The organism is Protaetiibacter mangrovi (assembly GCF_024752305.1).
Classification (GTDB): domain Bacteria; phylum Actinomycetota; class Actinomycetes; order Actinomycetales; family Microbacteriaceae; genus Homoserinibacter; species Homoserinibacter mangrovi.
Window position 1 is genome coordinate 419,581 of sequence record NZ_JANTHX010000004.1, and the last position, 16,647, is coordinate 436,227.

Here is a 16,647-nt window from a genome sequence, read left to right on the forward strand (position 1 = left end):
CTCAGCGGATGCGCTCGCCGGCCGCCCAGACCGCGAAGACGCGGCTGTCGTCGTCGAGGGCGACCGCATCCGCGGCGTACCCCGGCTCGAGGAGCCCGAGCCGGTCGCCGAACCCGAGGGCCCGAGCCGGGACGGCGGTGACCGCACCCACGGCATCCGGCCAGGGCAGTCCTACGATGTCGACCGCGCGGCGCAGCGCCGCATCCTGGGTGAGCGTCGAGCCCGCGATCGTGTCGGTGCCGGACAGCATCGCCCGCCCGTCGCGCACCGTGACGTTGAGGGCGCCCAGGCGGTAGTCGCCGTCGGCGCTGCCCGCCGCGGCCATCGAGTCGGTGATGAACGCGACCCGGCCGGGGGCCTCGTCGAGGGTGAGGGCCACGATCCGCTCGTCGACGTGGTGACCGTCGACCACGAGCTCGAGCGTGACGCGCGGATCCGAGAGGGCCGCGACCACCGGGCCCGGGGCGCGGTGGTGGATCCCGTTCATGGCGTTGAAGGCATGCGTCAGGATGCTGGCCCCGCGGTCGAAGGCCCGAGCGGCCGTCTCGAAGTCGGCGTCGGTGTGCCCGACCGCGACCTTCACCCCGGCCGCGACGAACGCGTCGATCGCCTGGTCGGCTCCCGGTAGCTCGGGCGCCAGCGTGATCTGCCGCAGGGTGCCGTGCGCCGCCTCGATCAGCTCGTCGACCGTGATCGGGTCGGGCTCGCGCAGGTAGTCGACGTGGTGCGCGCCGCGCTTGGCGGGGGCCAGGAACGGGCCCTCGAGGTGGGTGCCGAGCACGAGGGGGTCGGACTCCATCAGCTCGGCGATCTCGCCGAGGCTCGCCCGCAGCGCGGCGAGCGGGTTCGCGACGAGCGAGACGACCGAGCGGGTCGTGCCGAGCGCCCGGTGGGTGGCCAGCGCCGCATCCAGCTCCTCGCCCCCGTCGTCGTAGGCGTGACCGCCGCCGCCGTGGCCGTGGATGTCGACGAAGCCGGGCACCAGCCGGGCGCCCTCGAGATCGACCCGGTCGTCGGCATCCGGCGCCTGCCCCGAGCCCGCCGCGCGGATGCGGTCGCCGTCGAACAGCACCCAGCCGTCCGGGGTCTCGCCGCGCTCGTCGGTGAGCAGTGCGGAGTGCAGGAGCAGCGTCACGTGTCGAGCGTAGCGACGGGCTACGTGAAGATGATGGTGCGCGCGCCGTCGAGCAGCACGCGGTCCTCCGAGAACCACTTGACCGCCTGGGTGAGGGTGCGGCTCTCCTCGTCCTGCCCGATCGCGACGAGCTCGGCGGGGGTGCGGGTGTGGTCGACCCGCACGATGTTCTGCTCGATGATCGGGCCCTCGTCGAGGTCGCTCGTGACGAAGTGGGCCGTGGCGCCGATGATCTTCACCCCGCGGGCGTGGGCCTGCTTGTAGGGGTTCGCGCCCTTGAAGCCCGGCAGGAACGAGTGGTGGATGTTGATGATCCGCCCGGCGAGGGCGTCGCACAGCTCGGGGGAGAGGATCTGCATGTACCGCGCGAGCACGACGAGCTCGATGTCGTGCTCCTCGACCACCTCGAGCACGCGCTCCTCGAAGGCGAGCTTCTGCCCGGGGCTCGTCACCGGGTGCGACTCGAACGGCACCCCGTAGAACGAGGCCAGCCCGCCGAGGTCGGGGTGGTTCGCGAGCACGAGGGGGATGTCGACCGCGAGCTGGCCTGCGCGCTGCCGGAACAGCAGGTCGTTGAGGCAGTGCGCGGCTTTCGACGCGAGCACGAGCGTGCGCAGCGGCCGGCCGACCACGTCGAGCTGCCATGTCATCCCGTAGCGCTCGGTGACGGGGGCGAGCGCCTCCTCGAAGCGCTCCCGGCTCGCCGTCGACTCGACCTGCAGCCGCATGAAGAACGTGCCCGTGTCGTCGCTCGAGAACTGCTGCGACTCGGTGATGTTGCCGTCGGCCTCCACGATCGCACCGCTGATGGCGTGCACGATGCCCGGCCTGTCCTCGCAGACGAGGGTCAGGATCCAGTGGGTGCTCTCGGGCGTCACGAGACACCAGCGTAGGGCGTCGGCGGCGCGGCTAGGCTCGACGCGTGAGCACGAGCACCACGGGGTTCCCCTTCTTCCGGCTGCTCGTCCTCACCGGGGCGATCTTCGCCTCCGTCTCGAGCGAGTTCCTGCCGACGGGGCTGCTGCCCGAGATGGCGGCCGAGCTGCAGGTCTCGGAGTCGCAGATCGGTCTGCTGGTCACCGTCTTCGCGGGCACGGTCGTGCTCTCCACCGCGCCGCTCACCGTGCTCACCCGGCGCTACTCGCGCAAGTGGCTCATGGTGCTGCTGCTCGGCGTCTTCGCCCTCACGAACGTGCTGTGCGCCATCGCGCCGAGCTACTGGTTCCTCGTGGGGGCCCGCATCGTCGGCGGTCTCGCGCACGGGCTGTTCTGGGCCGTCACGGGGCCGTATGCCGCGCGCCTCGTGCCGAAGCACCAGCTCGCCCGCGCCATCTCCATCACCAACGCCGGCGGCACGATGGCGTTCATCCTGGGGGTGCCGCTCGGCACCTTCCTCGGCCACGCGCTCGGCTGGCGGCTCGCCTTCGTGGCGATGGCCGCCGTGGTGCTCGTGTTCATGGTCTTCGTGATCGTCTACCTGCCGCCCGTGTCGCATCTCGTGCCGCTCGCGACGGGCGAGATCCCGCTGCCGGCCCGCAAGGACCGGTCGCTGCCCGCCGTCGTGATCGTGTGCGTCACGGTGGTGCTCATCATCACCGGGCAGAACATCTTCTACACCTACATCGCGCCGTGGGCGATCCAGATCGGCGGCATCGACGAGGCGGGCATCTCGGGTCTGCTGTTCGCCTACGGTGCGGCGGGCGCGATCGGCCTCGCGCTGGGCGGTGCGTTCGGCGACCGCTACCCGCGCGCCTCGGTCAACGTCTCGCTCGGCGGGGTCGTGGTGGCGATCCTGCTGCTCGGGGCGTTCGGCACCTCGGCGGTGCCGATCGTGGTCGGCATGATCCTGTGGAGCGTCTTCTTCGGCGGCGTGCCCGCGCTCATGCACTCGCGGGTGCTGCACTCGGCGTCGGAGCGCATCCGGGATCTCGCGGCCGCCTGGCTCACCACCGCGTTCAACCTGGCGATCGGCGGGGGTGCGCTGCTCGGCGGTGTGCTGCTCGACCACCTGGGCATCGCCGTGCTGCCGTGGGTGGGTGCCGCGGTCATCGCGCTGGGCCTCGTCTTCGCCGCGTCCACCGACCGCGTCCGCATGTCGCTGCACCGCTGACCCCTCACCCCTCGGACGGATCGCGTACACTCGGAGGCGTCGCGACTGGCGTTCGGATGGGTCACCATCGGGGAGCGACGATCACGAGTGCGGCGGCCGTACGCCTGGGCCGCCCCCACCGCAACCGGGTAGTTTTCTCGTGACGTAAGGAGCGCCAGTGAGCACCGAATCCACCTTCCTCTCCCCCCTCGCCGAGGTCGACCCCGAGGTCGCCGCCGCGCTCGAGGCCGAGCTCGGTCGCCAGCGCTCGACGCTCGAGATGATCGCCTCAGAGAACTTCGTGCCGCGTGCCGTGCTCGAGGCGCAGGGCTCCGTGCTCACCAACAAGTACGCCGAGGGCTACCCGGGCCGCCGCTACTACGGCGGCTGCGAGTTCGTCGACGTGGTCGAGACCCTCGCGATCGAGCGCGCCAAGGAGCTGTTCGGCGCCGCGTACGCGAACGTGCAGCCGCACTCCGGCGCCTCCGCCAACGCCGCCGTGCTGGCCGCGATCGCGCAGCCGGGCGACCGGATCCTCGGCCTCGAGCTCGCCCACGGCGGGCACCTCACGCACGGCATGAAGCTCAACTTCTCGGGCAAGCTCTACGAGGCGCACTCGTACAAGGTCGACCCCGAGACCTTCCGGGTCGACATCGACGAGGTGCGCCGGGTTGCGCTCGAGGTGCAGCCGCAGGTGATCATCGCCGGCTGGTCGGCCTACCCGCGTCAGCTCGACTTCGCCGCGTTCCGTTCGATCGCCGACGAGGTCGGCGCGAAGCTCTGGGTCGACATGGCCCACTTCGCAGGACTCGTGGCCGCGGGGCTGCACCCCTCGCCCGTGCCGTACGCGCACGTGACGAGCTCGACGGTGCACAAGACCATCGGCGGACCCCGCTCGGGCTTCATCCTCACCAACGACGAGGAGCTCGCCAAGAAGATCAACTCGAACGTGTTCCCCGGGCAGCAGGGCGGCCCGCTCATGCACGTGATCGCCGCGAAGGCGACCGCGTTCAAGCTCGCGGGCACCCCCGAGTTCCGCGACCGCCAGGAGCGCACCGTGCGCGGCGCCGCGATCCTCGCCGAGCGCCTGACCGCCCCGGATGCGAAGGCCGCGGGCGTCGACGTGCTGACCGGCGGCACCGACGTGCACCTCGTGCTCGTCGACCTGCGCACCTCCGAGTTCAGCGGCAAGGAGGCCGAGGACCGCCTGCACGAGGTCGGCATCACGGTCAACAAGAACTCGGTGCCGAACGACCCGCGCCCGCCGATGGTGACCTCCGGCATCCGGATCGGCACCCCGGCGCTCGCGACGCGCGGCTTCGGCGACGCGGAGTTCACCGAGGTGGCCGACATCATCGCCCTCGCCCTGCAGCCCGGCGCCGACATCCCGGCGCTGCGCGCCCGTGTCGCGACCCTCGCCGACGCCTTCCCCCTCTACGAGGGCCTCACCTCCCCGAGCACCTGGGCCTGAGGCGTCAGTTGGTGTCGCCTGAGCGCGCCCCGAAACGACAGAAAGTGACGCCTCGAGCATGACGGCACAGGTACTCGACGGGATCGCGACGGCGTCGGCGATCAAGGGGGAGCTGACGCAGCGGGTGGCGGCGCTCGCCGCGCGGGGCGTCGTGCCCGGGCTCGGCACGCTGCTCGTCGGCGCGGATCCCGGATCGGTCTCCTACGTGACCGGCAAGCACCGCGACTCCGCCGAGGTCGGTATCCGCTCCATCCGGGAGGAGCTGCCGGCCGATGCGAGCGAGGCGGATGTGCGCGCGGCCATCGCGCGGCTGAACGCGAACCCCGAGGTCACCGGCTACATCGTGCAGCTGCCGCTGCCGGCCGGCATCGACGAGAACGCGATGCTCGAGCTCATCGACCCCGACAAGGACGCCGACGGCCTGCACCCGACCAACCTCGGGCGGCTCGTGCTCGGCGTGGAGGGCGAGCTGCACTCGCCGCTGCCGTGCACCCCTGCGGGGGTCGTCGAGCTGCTGCGCCGACACGACGTGCCGATCGCCGGGAAGCACGTGACCATCATCGGGCGCGGCCTGACCGTGGGTCGACCGCTCGGGCTCGTCTTCACCCGCAAGGGCGTCGACGCGACGGTCACCCTGACGCACTCGCGCACGACCGACATCGCGTCCGAGGTGGCGCGGGCGGACATCGTGGTCGCCGCGGTCGGCGTGCCGCACTTCGTGAAGCCGGAGTGGGTGAAGCCCGGTGCGGCCGTGCTCGACGTGGGCGTCACGCGGGTCGGGATGACGGAATCCGGCCGGGCGAAGCTCGCCGGCGACGTCCACCCCGATGTGGCGGACGTCGCCGGCTGGCTGTCGCCGAACCCCGGCGGTGTCGGCCCGATGACGCGCGCGATGCTGATCGCGAACGTGGTCGAGGCCGCCGAGAGGCGACTCGCGAACTCCTAGAGCTGCGGCGCGAGGGCGAAGCGGATGTTGCCCGTGCCGTCGATCTGCGCGTCGAGCGTCATCTCGTCGAGCACCTGGGCGACCGGCCCGTCCATGAAGACGCGCGCCCCGGACTGCTCCACGACGACCTCGCTGGGCGCGGGGGCGTCCGCGATCGCGATGTCGAAGCGGTTGTCGCCCTGCTGGATGCGCAGCCCGGCCGTGTCGGTCTCGCTCGCGCGCGAGACCAGGTCGGAGACGACGGTGCCGGCGTTCTCGGTGAGGGTGAGCATTGCGGTTCCCCTTTCCCTTGGGTTTCGAAGTCGGCCACGATTCCGAGAATCAGGGGACGCCGCAACCCCTTCGGCGGCGAGTCGCCGGGTTTACGGAGGGGATTGCCAGGCTAGGACTCGCGCCGCGCCCCTGCGCTCGGGGTGACGGTGAAGGTGATCGGCTGGCCGAATCCGTGCTCGGCGAAGGCGCCGTCGACGGCGACCTGCAGACGCGAGACGAGGTCGCGATGCACGAGGGCGATCGCCGAGCCGCCGAAGCCGCCGCCCGTCATCCGGGCGCCGATGGCGCCGTTCGCCTGGACGGTCTCGACCGCCAGGTCGAGCTCGGGAACCGAGATCTCGAAGTCGTCGCGCATCGAGCGGTGCGAGGCGTCGAGCAGCTCGCCGATCGCCGTCGGACCGTCGGATGCGAGGGTCGCCACGGTGTCGAGCACCCGCTGGTTCTCGGTGACGACGTGCCGCACGCGGCGGAACGTCACGTCGTCGAGCACCTCGCGGGCGCGGGCGAGGTCGTCGACGGTCACGTCGCGCAGCGAGGCGACGCCGAGCGCGGCCGCCCCGGCCTCGCAGGAGGCGCGTCGTTCGCGGTAGCCGCCCGAGGCGTGCTGGTGCTCGACCTGGGTGTCGATCACGAGGATCGCGAGATCGTGCTCGGCGAGTTTCAGGTCGACCGCCTCGGCCTGCTGGGTGCGGCAGTCGATGAAGACGGCGGCGTCGTCGCGGCCGAGCAGCGAGGCCATCTGGTCCATGATGCCGGTGGGGGCGCCCACGAAGTCGTTCTCGGCCTTCCGGCCGACCCGGGCGAGCTCGACCCGGTCGAGGTCGAGCCGCCACAGCTCGGCGAGCGCGAACGCCACGGCGCCCTCGATCGCGGCAGAGGAGGAGAGCCCCGCGCCGACCGGCACGTCCGACTCGAGCATGATGTCGACGCCCGGCACCGCCGCGAGGTCGGCGTGCCCGAGCTCGCCGAGCGCCCACGCGACGCCGAGCGGGTACGCGGCCCAGCCGCTCACGGCATCCGGAGAGAGCTGCGCGAGGTCGATCTCGGCGATCTCGTCCGAGAAGGTCGAGCCGACGCGGATGCGGGCGTCGTCGCGCACGCCCACCGCCGCGAAGGTGCGGCGGTCGATGCCGAACGGCAGCACGAAGCCGTCGTTGTAGTCGGTGTGCTCGCCGATGAGGTTCGCCCGGCCCGGCGACGACCACACGCCGATCGGCTCGGTGCCGTACGCCTGGGTGAACTCGGCGCGCACCAGTTCGCGCAGATCCTGCGTCATACCGACGCCACCGCCTCCCGCAGCCGTGCGGCCGCATCCTCCGGAACGATATCCGCCACCCAGGCGCCCATGGCGGCCTCCGAGCCGGCGAGGAACTTGAGCCGGTCGGCGGCGCGGCGGGGCGAGGTGATCTGCAGCATGAGCCGCACCTCGTCGCGGCCCTCGCGCACGGGGGCCTGGTGCCAGGCGCCGATGTAGGGCGTCGGGGTGTCGTAGAGCGCGTCGAGCCCCTGCAGCAGGCGCTTGAAGACGGTCGCGAGCTCTGTGCGCTCCGCCTCGTCGAGGGCGTCGATGTCGGGCACGTGGCGGTGCGGCAGCAGATGCAGCTCGACGGGCCAGCGGGCGGCGAAGGGCACGAAGGCGGTCCAGTGCCCGCCGGACAGCACGACCCGCGGGCCGGCCTGCTCGCGCTCGAGGATGCGGGCGAAGAGGTCGGGACCGAGTTCGGCGATCGAGGCGAGCGTCGAGCGGGTGCGCGGGGTCACGTAGGGGTACGCGTAGATCTGGCCGTGCGGATGCCCGAGGGTCACCCCGATCGCCTCGCCGCGGTTCTCGAACGGGAACACCTGCGCGACGCCGGGCAGGGCCGACAGCTCGCGCGTGCGGTCCGCCCACGCCTCGATGACGGTGCGGATGCGGCTGACCGACTGGGTGCCGAGCGATCCGGTCGACTCGGGGCTGAAGCACACGACCTCGCAGCGACCCACCGACGGCGAGGTGCGGTCGTATCCGATGCCCGGCGGCGGCACGGGTCCGTCGGTCTCGGGACCGAACGAGGGCGAGCGGTTCTCGAACACGACGACGTCGTACTGGTCGGGGATCTCCGACGGGTTCTCGGCCGTCTGGGGGGCGAGCGGGTCGAGGTGGGCCGGCGGCAGGAAGACGCGGTTGTTGCGGGCGGAGGCCACCGAGACCCAGTCGCCGGTGAGCACGTCCTGGCGCATGGTCGCGGTCGCGGGTCGGGGGTCGAGCGCGCGTTCGTCGAGTCGGCGCTCGGGTGGGAGCGTCGAGTCGGCGTCGTCGAAGTAGAGCAGCTCGCGTCCGTCGGCCATGCGCGCGACGCGGCGGGTGACACCGGTCATGCACTTACGATAACGTAAGCGGATCTTGCTGAATCGAAAGGTTTCGAAAGTATGACGGATGCCGCGCTTCCCGCCGAGCTGCGGCGCGCGCGGATCGCCGAGCGGGTCCGCGAAGACGGCATCCTGCGGGTCGCCGAAGCGGCCGCCTGGTTCGGCGTGAGCGAGGTCACGATCCGCTCGGACCTGGGGCTGCTCGAGGGGGCCGGGCTGGTGCGCCGGGTGCACGGCTCCGCCTTGCCCGTGCTCGCCGGGCCGCGTGAGGAGCCCCTCGAGCGCGTCTCGGCGCGGGATGCCGCGGCCAAGCGGGCGATCGGACGGCGGGCGGCCTCGCTCGTCGGCAGCGGCACGAGCGTGCTGCTCGACGTGGGCTCGACCACGCTCGCCGTCGCCCACGCCCTCGTCGACCGGGTGGAGCGCGGCGACCTCGACGAGCTCGTCGTCGTCACCAACGGGCTCTCGATCGCGCTCGCCCTCGAGGCCGCCGTACCGCGCATCACCGTCGTCCTCACCGGCGGCACCCTGCGTCCGCTGCAGCACTCGCTCGTCGACCCGGGCGCCTCCGAGTCGATCGCGGGCCTGCACGTCGACCTCGCGGTCCTCGGCTGCAACGGCGTGGACGCCGAGGGGCGCGTCACCAACCTCAACCTCGCGGAGGCCGAGGTGAAGCGCGCGATGCTCGCCGCATCCGCCACCCACCTGGTGGTGGCCGAGTCGGCCAAGCTCGGCGCGCGCCACCTCGGCACCATCGGCCTGGCCGACGCGTCGACCACCATCGTGACGGCCGGCCCCTGGTCCGACGCCGCCTCGACCGCGGCATCCGCGCTCGCCGCCCTCGGGGTCCGCGTCATCCGTGCCGATGGGTGAGGGGTCGCAAAGTGCACCTGCGGCGGCGTGTCGGGTGCACTTTGCGACCCCTCACCGGTGGCTAGGCTCGTCACCGTGCATTCCCCCCTCGGTGACGTGATCGAACTGCGCACGGCCGCCTCCACGGCCCGCATCGCGCCTCTCGCGGCGGCCCTCGCCGGGCTCGAGGTGCGCGGCGTCGAGCTCGCCGAGCGCACCCCCGACACCCGCATCCCCTCGCACGGGCACGGCATCGTGCTCGCGCCGTGGCCCAACCGGGTGCGCGGGGCGCGCTGGACGCACGACGGGGTCGAGCAGTTCCTCGACGTCACCGACCCGAGCCGCGGCAACGCCATCCACGGCCTGCTGCGCAACACCGCCTATCGCGTCGCCGACCGCACGGATGCCGCGGTCACGCTGGCGGCCCGCATCCACCCCCAGCACGGCTGGCCGTTCCTGCTCGACACGACCGTGCGCTACGCGCTCTCCGACGACGGCCTCACCGTCACGCACACCGCCCGCAACCTCGGCTCGGCACGCGCTCCCTGGGCGGTCGGCGCGCATCCGTACCTGCGCGTCGGCGCCGGGCCGCTCGACGAGGTCGCGCTCGAGGTGCGCGGCGGCGACCGCTATCTCGAGCTCGACGAGGCGCTCGTGCCCGTGGCGGTGCGCGAGGTCGAGACGGGGGGCCCGCTCGACGTGCGCACGCCCCGCCCCCTCGGCGGGCTCGACCTCAACGTCGCCTACCAGGATGTCGCGACCGGCCCGGAGGGGGCGGCCGCCCTCATCGCCCCGGACGGAGTCCGCACCGTGGTCTGGCAGGACCCCGCCTTCCGCTGGCTGCAGGCCTACACCCCGCGCGACTTCCCGCACGTCGACGCCGACGGCGCCGAGGCGGCGGCGCTCGCCGTCGCCCTCGAGCCGATGACGGCCGCCCCCGACGCCCTCAACTCGGGCGAGGGGCTCGTGTGGCTGGAGCCGGGCGAGAGCTGGCAGGCGTCGTGGGGCATCCGATACGAGGAGAACGCATGAGCACCATCACGGGAGTCGGCGAGCGGTTCGAGCTGCACCTCGGCGACGCCGTCGCCGAGGTGGGCACGGTCGCGGCCGTGCTGTGCCGGCTGCAGGTGGGCGGGGTCGACCTCGTCGAGCCGCTGCCCCTCGAGACCGCGCCGCCGCCGTTCTGCGCGGGCATCGCGCTCGCCCCGTGGCCGAATCGGGTGCGCGCCGGCCGCTGGCTGCTCGACGGCCAGGTGCAGCAGTTCGACATCACCGAGCCGAAGCGCGGAGGCGCCCTGCACGGCCTGCTCGAGTTCGCCGAGTACGAGGTGCGCGAGCGCACGGATGCCGCCATCACCCTCGGCGCCACCATCCACCCCCAGCACGGCTGGCCGTTCCTGCTCGACACCTGGGTGCGCTTCGAGCTCACCCCGGACGGCCTCGCGGTCACCCACGGCGCCCGCAACCTCTCGGCGGTGCGCGCGCCCTACGCGACCGGAACGCATCCGTATCCGCGGATCGGCGACTTCGACGTCGCCGACCTGGTGCTGACGGTGCCCGCCGACGAGTACCTCGAGGTCGACGAGCGTCTCGACCCGATCGCGTGGCACCCGGTCTCCGGCGGCACCGAGCTGCGCGGCGGCGTGCCGGTCGGCGAGCTCGAGCTCGACACCGCGTTCCGGGGGCTCACGCCCGCAGACGGCGTGACGGCGACGCTGACCGCTCCGGATGGTTCGCGGCTCGAGGTCTGGCAGGACGCCGACTGGCGCTACCTGCAGATCTTCACCACGCCGATCTTCCCGAAGGCCGACGGTCTCGGCACCGCGGTCGCGATCGAGCCGATGACGGCCCCGCCCGACGCGCTCAACTCGGGCGACGACCTCATCTGGCTCGCGCCGGGTGAGAGCTACGAGGGCACCTGGGGCCTGCGCTACCGTCCCGCTCCCCGCTGATCGAGTGTCGCCCGTAGGGCGGCGTATCGAGATCTTCGGCCCCCCGCAAAACGTATGCGGTCGGCAGAATGAATCGGTGACATCCCCCGACACCCCCACCCCCGCCCAGATCCGGCGCTGGCGCGGCTACCTCGCGGCCGAGCGCGCGGAGGCCCGCATCTACCGCGACCTCGCCGGGCGGCGGGAGGGGCAGGAGCGCGACATCCTGCTCGCCCTCGCCGACGCCGAATCCCGCCACGAGAGCCACTGGCTGGCGCTGCTCGGCGACCGTGCGGACCCCGCGCCGCGACCCGGAATCCGCACCCGGCTGCTCGGCTTCCTCGCGCGGCGGCTCGGTTTCCTCTTCGTGCTGGCGCTGGCTCAGCAGGCCGAGGGGCGCTCGCCCTACGACGACGACCCGCACGCGACCGAGCAGATGGCGGCCGACGAGCGGATCCACGGCGAGGTGCTGCGCGGGCTCGCCGCCCGCGGGCGCACGCGCCTCTCGGGGAGCTTCCGGGCCGCGGTGTTCGGGGCGAACGACGGCCTCGTGTCGAACCTCGCCCTCGTGCTCGGCATCGGCGCGACCGGCGCGGCGCCTCAGGTCGTGCTGTTCACGGGCATCGCGGGCCTGCTCGCGGGGGCGCTCTCGATGGGGGCGGGGGAGTACGTGTCGGTGAAGTCCCAGCGTGAGCTGCTGGCGGCATCCCGCCCCGACCCCGAGTCGCAGTCGGCGCTGCCGCACCTCGACGTCGACGCCAACGAGCTGGCGCTCGTCTACCGCGCGCGCGGCATGACCCAGGACGAGGCCGAGGACCACGCGCAGGGCGTGCTCGCGACGCTGCACCTCGACGCCGACGCGCCCCCCGAGGAGGTCGATCCGGATGAGGCGGTCGGCTCGCCGTGGCGTGCCGCGGTGTCGAGCTTCCTGTTCTTCGCATCCGGCGCGCTCATCCCCGTGCTGCCCTACCTGTTCGGGATGACCGGCTTCGGGGCCGTCGCGCTCGCCTCCGCGCTCGTCGGCCTCGCGCTGCTCGGCACGGGCGCCGTGGTCGGAATCCTCTCCGGCACCTCGCCGCTGTTCCGGGCGCTGCGGCAGCTCGCCATCGGCTACGGCGCCGCCGCCGCCACCTACGTCCTCGGCCTCCTCTTCGGCGCGACCCTGGGGTAGAACTGACCCATGGACCGCGCCGACCTCGTGCTGCTGCGCAAGGCGCGCGACCGCATCGACCGCGAGTACGCGCAGCCGCTCGACGTCGAGGCGCTCGCGCGCACCGCGCTCATGTCGAGCGGCCACTTCGCCCGCAGCTTCCGCGCCGCCTACGGCGAGACCCCCTACGGCTACCTCATGACCCGCCGCATCGAACGGGCGAAGGCGCTGCTGCGCCGGGGCGACCTGAGCGTGACGGAGGTGTGCGTGGCGGTCGGCTGCACCTCGCTCGGTTCGTTCAGCGCGAGCTTCACGAAGCTCGTCGGCGTGAGCCCGAGCGCCTATCGCGCCGCGGCGCATCCCGATGCGTCCGAGTCGGCGCTCGACGACATCCCGTGCGTCGCGAAGACGGTGACCCGTCCGGTCAGGAATCGAGAAGCGTCGACCGCCTGAGCCGCCGTAGCGTTGCGGCATGACGATCAGAATCCAGCACAGCTACATCGCCTTCGACGACGCGGAGGCGGCCCTCGGCTTCTACCGCGACGTGGTGGGCTTCGAGGTGTCGAACGACGTCGACATGGGCGGCGGGATGCGGTGGATCACCCTCGCCCCCGCCGGTTCCGATGTCTCGATCGTGCTCACCCCGGTGGGCGCGGGGGAGTCGGATGCCGACCGCGAGGTCATGGCCGATCTGCTCGCGAAGGGCGTGCTCGGCGGGCTCGTGCTCGCCACCGACGACCTCGACGCCGACTTCGAGCGGATCGCCGCATCGGGCGCCGACGTGATCCAGGAGCCGATGGACCAGCCGTGGGGCGTGCGCGACGCCGCGTTCCGCGACCCGGCCGGCAACCAGCTGCGCCTCACCCAGCACTGACGTGTGCGCGGTGATGCTGCCCGACGGGCGCTGGACGCATGTGCTCGTCAGTGGGTTGAGCAGCGCCCGGAGGGCGCGTGTCGAAGCCGCGGCGTGCCGGAGTGATCTCGACACGCCGCCTGCGGCGGCTACCCGATCAGCGGGGGTGCGCCACCCCGACGACGCACGTGCCGTCCCGCTCCTCGTCGCGCACCACCCGCACCGCGAGCCCCTGCTCCACGAGTAGTGACGCCGTGCGCGGCGCCTGGCGCTCGCTCGTCTCGATGATCACGCGACCGCCGGGCGCCAGCCACTCCCGGCATCCGGCGGCCACCCGTGCCTGCACCTCGAGACCGCCCACGCCGCCGTCGAGGGCGACCCGATGCTCGTGGTCGCGCGCCTCGGAGGGCATGAAGGCGATCTCGTCGCTCGGCACGTAGGGGGCGTTCGCGACGAGCAGCGCGACCCGCCCGCGGAGCTCTGCGGGCAGCGGCGCGTAGAGGTCGCCCTCGAGCACGCGCTCCGGGGGCAGGTTGCTGCGGGCGACGGCGACCGCATCGGGGTCGATGTCGCACGCCCACACCTGCGCGTCGGGCCGGGTCGCCGCGATCGCGGCGGCGATCGCCGCGACTCCGCAGCACAGTTCCACCGCCACAGCGTCGTCGGGCAGCCCGTCGAGCGCCGCATCGACGAGCAGTTCGCTGCGCACCCGCGGCACGAAGACCCCCGGCGCGACGGTCACCCGCAGCCCCGCGAACCCCGCCCAGCCGAGCAGCGGCTCGAGCGGCTCGCCGGCGATGCGGCGCTCGACGAGCGCCTCCAGCGCGTCACCGGATGCCGCATCCCGCAGCAGCTCGGCCTCGTCCTCGGCGAACACGCAGCCCGCCGCGCGCAGCCGCTCGACCAGCGGATCCGGGGTGTTCACGCGGGCAACCGTACGGCATCCGACGACCGTGGACAGCGGTTCGGGCCGGGAGCATACTGACCGCACCGGCCGTGCGGACCGGGGAGAGGAGCACAGTGCCGTGCGATTCGATGTGAAGGCCGACGCGGGCGGCCACTTCTCATGGTGGCTGCTGTCGGGCAACGGTCAGCAGGTGGCGTGGGCGGGCGAGTCGTTCGCCTCGAAGTCCAACGCCAAGCGGGCCGCCGAGTCGTTCAAGGTCGGCGCGAGCGAGGCGCACTTCGAGCTCTACGAGGATGCGGGCGGCAAATGGCGCTGGCGTGCCCATCGCGGCAACCACATCGTGGCCGTGCCGGGGGAGTCGTTCGCCACCAAGTCCAACGCCAAGCGGGCGGCCGACAACGTGCGCGACAACGCCGCGGGAGCCGCGGGACCCTAGCTCGCGTGGGCGGCGGCGCGTATCCGGGGCTGCTGGCAGACTCGGAGGGTGACCGCCTCCGACCGATACGTGCTCGCCACCGACGGTGCCTGCAAAGGCAACCCCGGCCCCGCCGGCTGGGCGTGGGTGGGGGAGGACGGCGAGTGGGCCGCCGGTTCGCTGCCGTCGGGCACCAACAACATCGGCGAGCTGCTGGGGCTGCTGAACGCGATCCGCGACCACGCGCAGGTGCGAGAGCTCGTCGTGCAGGCCGACTCGAAGTACGCGATCGACACCTACTCGTCGTGGATGGACGGCCACAAGCGCCGCGGTTGGCTCACCTCCGCCAAGAAGCCGGTCGCCAACCGCGAGATCCTCGAGCAGCTGATCGCCGTGCGCGACGCCCGCCGCGCCGCGGGTCTGCCGGATGTCGTGCTCGAGCACGTGCGCGGCCACGCCGGCCACCGCCTCAACAGCTGGGCCGACGAGCGCGCCGTGCGCGCCTCCCAGCACGCCGCGAAGGGCGAGGAGTCGCAGTGGTCGTCGCTCGGCGGGGTGCAGCCGAAGCTCGACGTGTCCGTCGACCCGCCGCGCGGCGCCGCGGATCGCGTCGGGCGGCGGTAGCGTCCCCGGCTAACGCTGCTCAGGCATGCCGGTGGGGGCCGGTTCGTGCAGCACCTCTCCGTTGATGGTGCCGACCGACGCGATCGTGTACGGATCGAGGTTGAGCACGTCGCCCTCCCAGAGCATCCCCGTCGCCCCCCGGCGGATCTGGTTGAGCGCGACGATGTAGGGCCCGGGGAGCCCGAATCGCTCGGCGACGAAGTCCAGGATGTCCCCGGAGCCGACCGTGTAGGCGACGGCGACGCCCCGGGCGTCGAGCGTGGCCGTTCCGATCGCGTACTCGCGGGGGCCGGCATCCACCGCATCCACGATCGGCCAACCACCGATCTTGGGGGTGGGCGTCGTCGTGCGCACGGGTGCGGGAGCTGCGGACGACGGCGAGGCGGACGGCGTGGGGGACGCCGTCGTCCGGCCCGGTGTCGGTGTCGGGCTCGGCGGGGATGGGGCGGGCGTGCACCCGCCGAGTGCGACAGCGCAGACGAGGCCGACGGCCGCCCCCGCGATGATCGCACGACTCCCGGACATGACGACATCCTGAGGCACGCTCCGCGCGCTCTGCAATGGGGTGGGCCCGGTGGGGCTCGAACCCACGACCCGCGGATTAAAAGTCCGATGCTCTACCGACTGAGCTACAGGCCCGATGCCTCCAGGGTAGCCGTCAGCGGGGTGGCCGGTCGCCGGGGGAGAATGGGGCGATGGCCGACGACTTCCACAAGCCCACGCTCTTCGGCGGGCGCGAGTTCGAGGCGTTCGAGAGCTCCTCGCCCGACCCCGCCGTCACCCGCCGCATCGCGCACGACACCGCGCGCAGCCTCGTCTCCCGGGTGCGCGACGCGGGGGATCCGAGCGTCGTCGACCGGGTCGTCGGATTCACCGACGAGCACGGCCTGGAGACGATCGCGGAACTCTGGGCGATGTCCGGCCCGCGCACCCTTCCGGGCGCCCTGTGGCGCATCTACCTGCTGCGGGTGATGATCCGCCAGGACCCGGACGGCGTCGCCCTGCTGTTCCAGCGGGGCACCGAGGTGCTCGCCACCATCGACCCGATCGTCGCGGGCGCGCCCACTCCCGCAGGGCCCCAGGAGGTGCTCGAGCTGTCCGACCGCATCCTGCGCGGCGTCTTCGAGGGCGACTTCGCGGATGCGCTGGAGCGCGCCGCGGCGTTCTGCCGTGTCGAGGCGGCGGGTGCCGCATCCGTGGCCGATGACCAGGACGCGGCGGCGCCCGAGCGCTCGACCGAGCTCACGACGCGGGCCGCCCGCCTCACGACGATCGCCGAGGACCTGGCATCCTGCGCCCGCCTCGCCCGCGACGACTCGCTCGACTGACCGCCGCCGCGGCATCCGCAGCACCCCACCCCAGAAATGCAGGAGATTCTGCGGATCGGGCCCGGAACACGGATGCGGCTCCCCGTTCGACCGAGGATCTCCTGCATTTCTGAGGACAGCCGTGCGGATGCGGCGGCCCCGGCACCCGGCGACGCCCTCGCGTAGACTGTCGGGGCCGGGCCGCAGTAACCCCGGGCTCCACTTTTAGCCGCTTCGAGCGGCCTTGCGCCGAGAGGCGTTCTGCGGCCCGGCACTTTCACGCCCTGGCGTTGCTGCCGCGTCCGTCTGCAGCACGCCGACTCCGTGATTCGGGACGAGCCCGCG

At 72.8% G+C, this 16,647-nt stretch carries 19 protein-coding genes, 1 tRNA gene and 1 riboswitch; of the genes, 12 read left to right on the forward strand and 8 right to left on the reverse strand.

Annotation, left to right across the window (positions count from 1 at the left end):
• Nucleotide 1 precedes the first annotated feature (1 nt).
• Together nagA and purU are read right to left on the reverse strand one after the other, a co-directional pair.
• The gene (nagA, locus tag NUH29_RS04210; protein ID WP_258797755.1) at nt 2-1,135 is read right to left on the reverse strand and encodes an N-acetylglucosamine-6-phosphate deacetylase; all 1,134 of its coding nucleotides are present in this window, start codon (nt 1,133-1,135) and stop codon (nt 2-4) included.
• A gap of 20 nt (nt 1,136-1,155) precedes the next feature.
• On the reverse strand, nt 1,156-2,013 hold the full coding sequence (gene purU, locus NUH29_RS04215) for a formyltetrahydrofolate deformylase (protein ID WP_258797757.1): 858 nt from the start codon (nt 2,011-2,013) through the stop codon (nt 1,156-1,158).
• A gap of 44 nt (nt 2,014-2,057) precedes the next feature.
• On the opposite strand from purU, the gene NUH29_RS04220 reads away from it, so the two are divergent.
• The 3 genes from NUH29_RS04220 (at nt 2,058) to NUH29_RS04230 (ending at nt 5,641) form a co-directional block, all read left to right on the forward strand.
• The gene (locus NUH29_RS04220; RefSeq protein ID WP_258797758.1) at nt 2,058-3,245 is read left to right on the forward strand and encodes an MFS transporter; all 1,188 of its coding nucleotides are present in this window, start codon (nt 2,058-2,060) and stop codon (nt 3,243-3,245) included.
• A gap of 31 nt (nt 3,246-3,276) precedes the next feature.
• A riboswitch (ZMP/ZTP riboswitch) is annotated at nt 3,277-3,362 on the forward strand.
• Between the two features lie 40 nt (nt 3,363-3,402).
• Nucleotides 3,403-4,695, forward strand: a complete 1,293-nt coding sequence (gene glyA / locus NUH29_RS04225) for a serine hydroxymethyltransferase (protein WP_258797759.1) — start codon at nt 3,403-3,405, stop codon at nt 4,693-4,695.
• Between the two features lie 58 nt (nt 4,696-4,753).
• Nucleotides 4,754-5,641 carry a bifunctional methylenetetrahydrofolate dehydrogenase/methenyltetrahydrofolate cyclohydrolase gene (locus NUH29_RS04230; RefSeq protein ID WP_258797760.1) on the forward strand — a complete coding sequence of 296 codons (888 nt, stop codon included), beginning with the start codon at nt 4,754-4,756 and terminating at the stop codon, nt 5,639-5,641.
• Here NUH29_RS04230 and NUH29_RS04235 read toward each other — a convergent pair.
• From NUH29_RS04235 to galT, 3 genes are all read right to left on the reverse strand, one after another.
• Nucleotides 5,638-5,913, reverse strand: coding sequence for a Fe-S cluster assembly protein HesB (locus NUH29_RS04235; protein WP_258797761.1), 276 nt, complete (start codon nt 5,911-5,913; stop codon nt 5,638-5,640). The genes NUH29_RS04230 and NUH29_RS04235 overlap by 4 nt on opposite strands.
• A 110-nt stretch (nt 5,914-6,023) precedes the next feature.
• Nucleotides 6,024-7,190: a galactokinase gene (gene galK, locus NUH29_RS04240; protein ID WP_258797762.1), complete on the reverse strand. Its 1,167-nt coding sequence runs from the start codon at nt 7,188-7,190 to the stop codon at nt 6,024-6,026.
• On the reverse strand, nt 7,187-8,272 hold the full coding sequence (galT, locus tag NUH29_RS04245; RefSeq protein WP_258797763.1) for a galactose-1-phosphate uridylyltransferase: 1,086 nt from the start codon (nt 8,270-8,272) through the stop codon (nt 7,187-7,189). The genes galK and galT overlap by 4 nt, the downstream gene beginning before the upstream one ends.
• Nucleotides 8,273-8,323: 51 nt before the next feature.
• On the opposite strand from galT, the gene NUH29_RS04250 reads away from it, so the two are divergent.
• The 6 genes from NUH29_RS04250 to NUH29_RS04275 all read left to right on the forward strand — a co-directional run bounded on the left by NUH29_RS04250 (nt 8,324) and on the right by NUH29_RS04275 (nt 13,070).
• Nucleotides 8,324-9,136: a DeoR/GlpR family DNA-binding transcription regulator gene (locus tag NUH29_RS04250; protein WP_258797764.1), complete on the forward strand. Its 813-nt coding sequence runs from the start codon at nt 8,324-8,326 to the stop codon at nt 9,134-9,136.
• 75 nt (nt 9,137-9,211) lie between these two features.
• On the forward strand, nt 9,212-10,147 hold the full coding sequence (locus tag NUH29_RS04255) for an aldose epimerase family protein (RefSeq protein WP_258797765.1): 936 nt from the start codon (nt 9,212-9,214) through the stop codon (nt 10,145-10,147).
• Nucleotides 10,144-11,067, forward strand: coding sequence for an aldose 1-epimerase family protein (locus NUH29_RS04260; RefSeq protein ID WP_258797766.1), 924 nt, complete (start codon nt 10,144-10,146; stop codon nt 11,065-11,067). Before NUH29_RS04255 ends, NUH29_RS04260 begins: the two co-directional genes overlap by 4 nt.
• A 76-nt stretch (nt 11,068-11,143) precedes the next feature.
• Nucleotides 11,144-12,217: a VIT1/CCC1 transporter family protein gene (locus NUH29_RS04265; RefSeq protein WP_258797767.1), complete on the forward strand. Its 1,074-nt coding sequence runs from the start codon at nt 11,144-11,146 to the stop codon at nt 12,215-12,217.
• Between the two features lie 9 nt (nt 12,218-12,226).
• A complete protein-coding gene (locus NUH29_RS04270) occupies nt 12,227-12,649 on the forward strand; it encodes a helix-turn-helix transcriptional regulator (RefSeq protein ID WP_258797768.1) in 423 nt (140 codons plus the stop codon).
• A 19-nt stretch (nt 12,650-12,668) separates the two neighbouring features.
• On the forward strand, nt 12,669-13,070 hold the full coding sequence (locus NUH29_RS04275; RefSeq protein ID WP_258797769.1) for a VOC family protein: 402 nt from the start codon (nt 12,669-12,671) through the stop codon (nt 13,068-13,070).
• A gap of 136 nt (nt 13,071-13,206) precedes the next feature.
• On the opposite strand, the gene NUH29_RS04280 is transcribed toward NUH29_RS04275, so the two are convergent.
• Nucleotides 13,207-13,974, reverse strand: coding sequence for a putative protein N(5)-glutamine methyltransferase (locus tag NUH29_RS04280; RefSeq protein WP_258797770.1), 768 nt, complete (start codon nt 13,972-13,974; stop codon nt 13,207-13,209).
• Nucleotides 13,975-14,074: 100 nt separating this feature from the next.
• Between NUH29_RS04280 and NUH29_RS04285 the strand changes: the two genes are divergently transcribed.
• Both NUH29_RS04285 and NUH29_RS04290 read left to right on the forward strand, forming a co-directional pair.
• Entirely contained in the window at nt 14,075-14,392 is a 318-nt protein-coding gene (locus NUH29_RS04285; protein WP_258797771.1) for a YegP family protein, read from the forward strand.
• A 48-nt stretch (nt 14,393-14,440) separates the two neighbouring features.
• Nucleotides 14,441-14,995 carry a ribonuclease H family protein gene (locus tag NUH29_RS04290; protein ID WP_258797772.1) on the forward strand — a complete coding sequence of 185 codons (555 nt, stop codon included), beginning with the start codon at nt 14,441-14,443 and terminating at the stop codon, nt 14,993-14,995.
• 9 nt (nt 14,996-15,004) lie between these two features.
• Here NUH29_RS04290 and NUH29_RS04295 read toward each other — a convergent pair whose 3' ends face one another.
• On the reverse strand, nt 15,005-15,520 hold the full coding sequence (locus tag NUH29_RS04295; protein ID WP_258797773.1) for a hypothetical protein: 516 nt from the start codon (nt 15,518-15,520) through the stop codon (nt 15,005-15,007).
• A gap of 41 nt (nt 15,521-15,561) precedes the next feature.
• Nucleotides 15,562-15,634 (reverse strand) — tRNA-Lys (locus tag NUH29_RS04300).
• A gap of 56 nt (nt 15,635-15,690) precedes the next feature.
• Here NUH29_RS04300 and NUH29_RS04305 point away from each other — a divergent pair.
• A complete protein-coding gene (locus tag NUH29_RS04305) occupies nt 15,691-16,323 on the forward strand; it encodes a DNA-directed RNA polymerase subunit beta (RefSeq protein ID WP_258797775.1) in 633 nt (210 codons plus the stop codon).
• Nucleotides 16,324-16,647 lie beyond the last annotated feature (324 nt).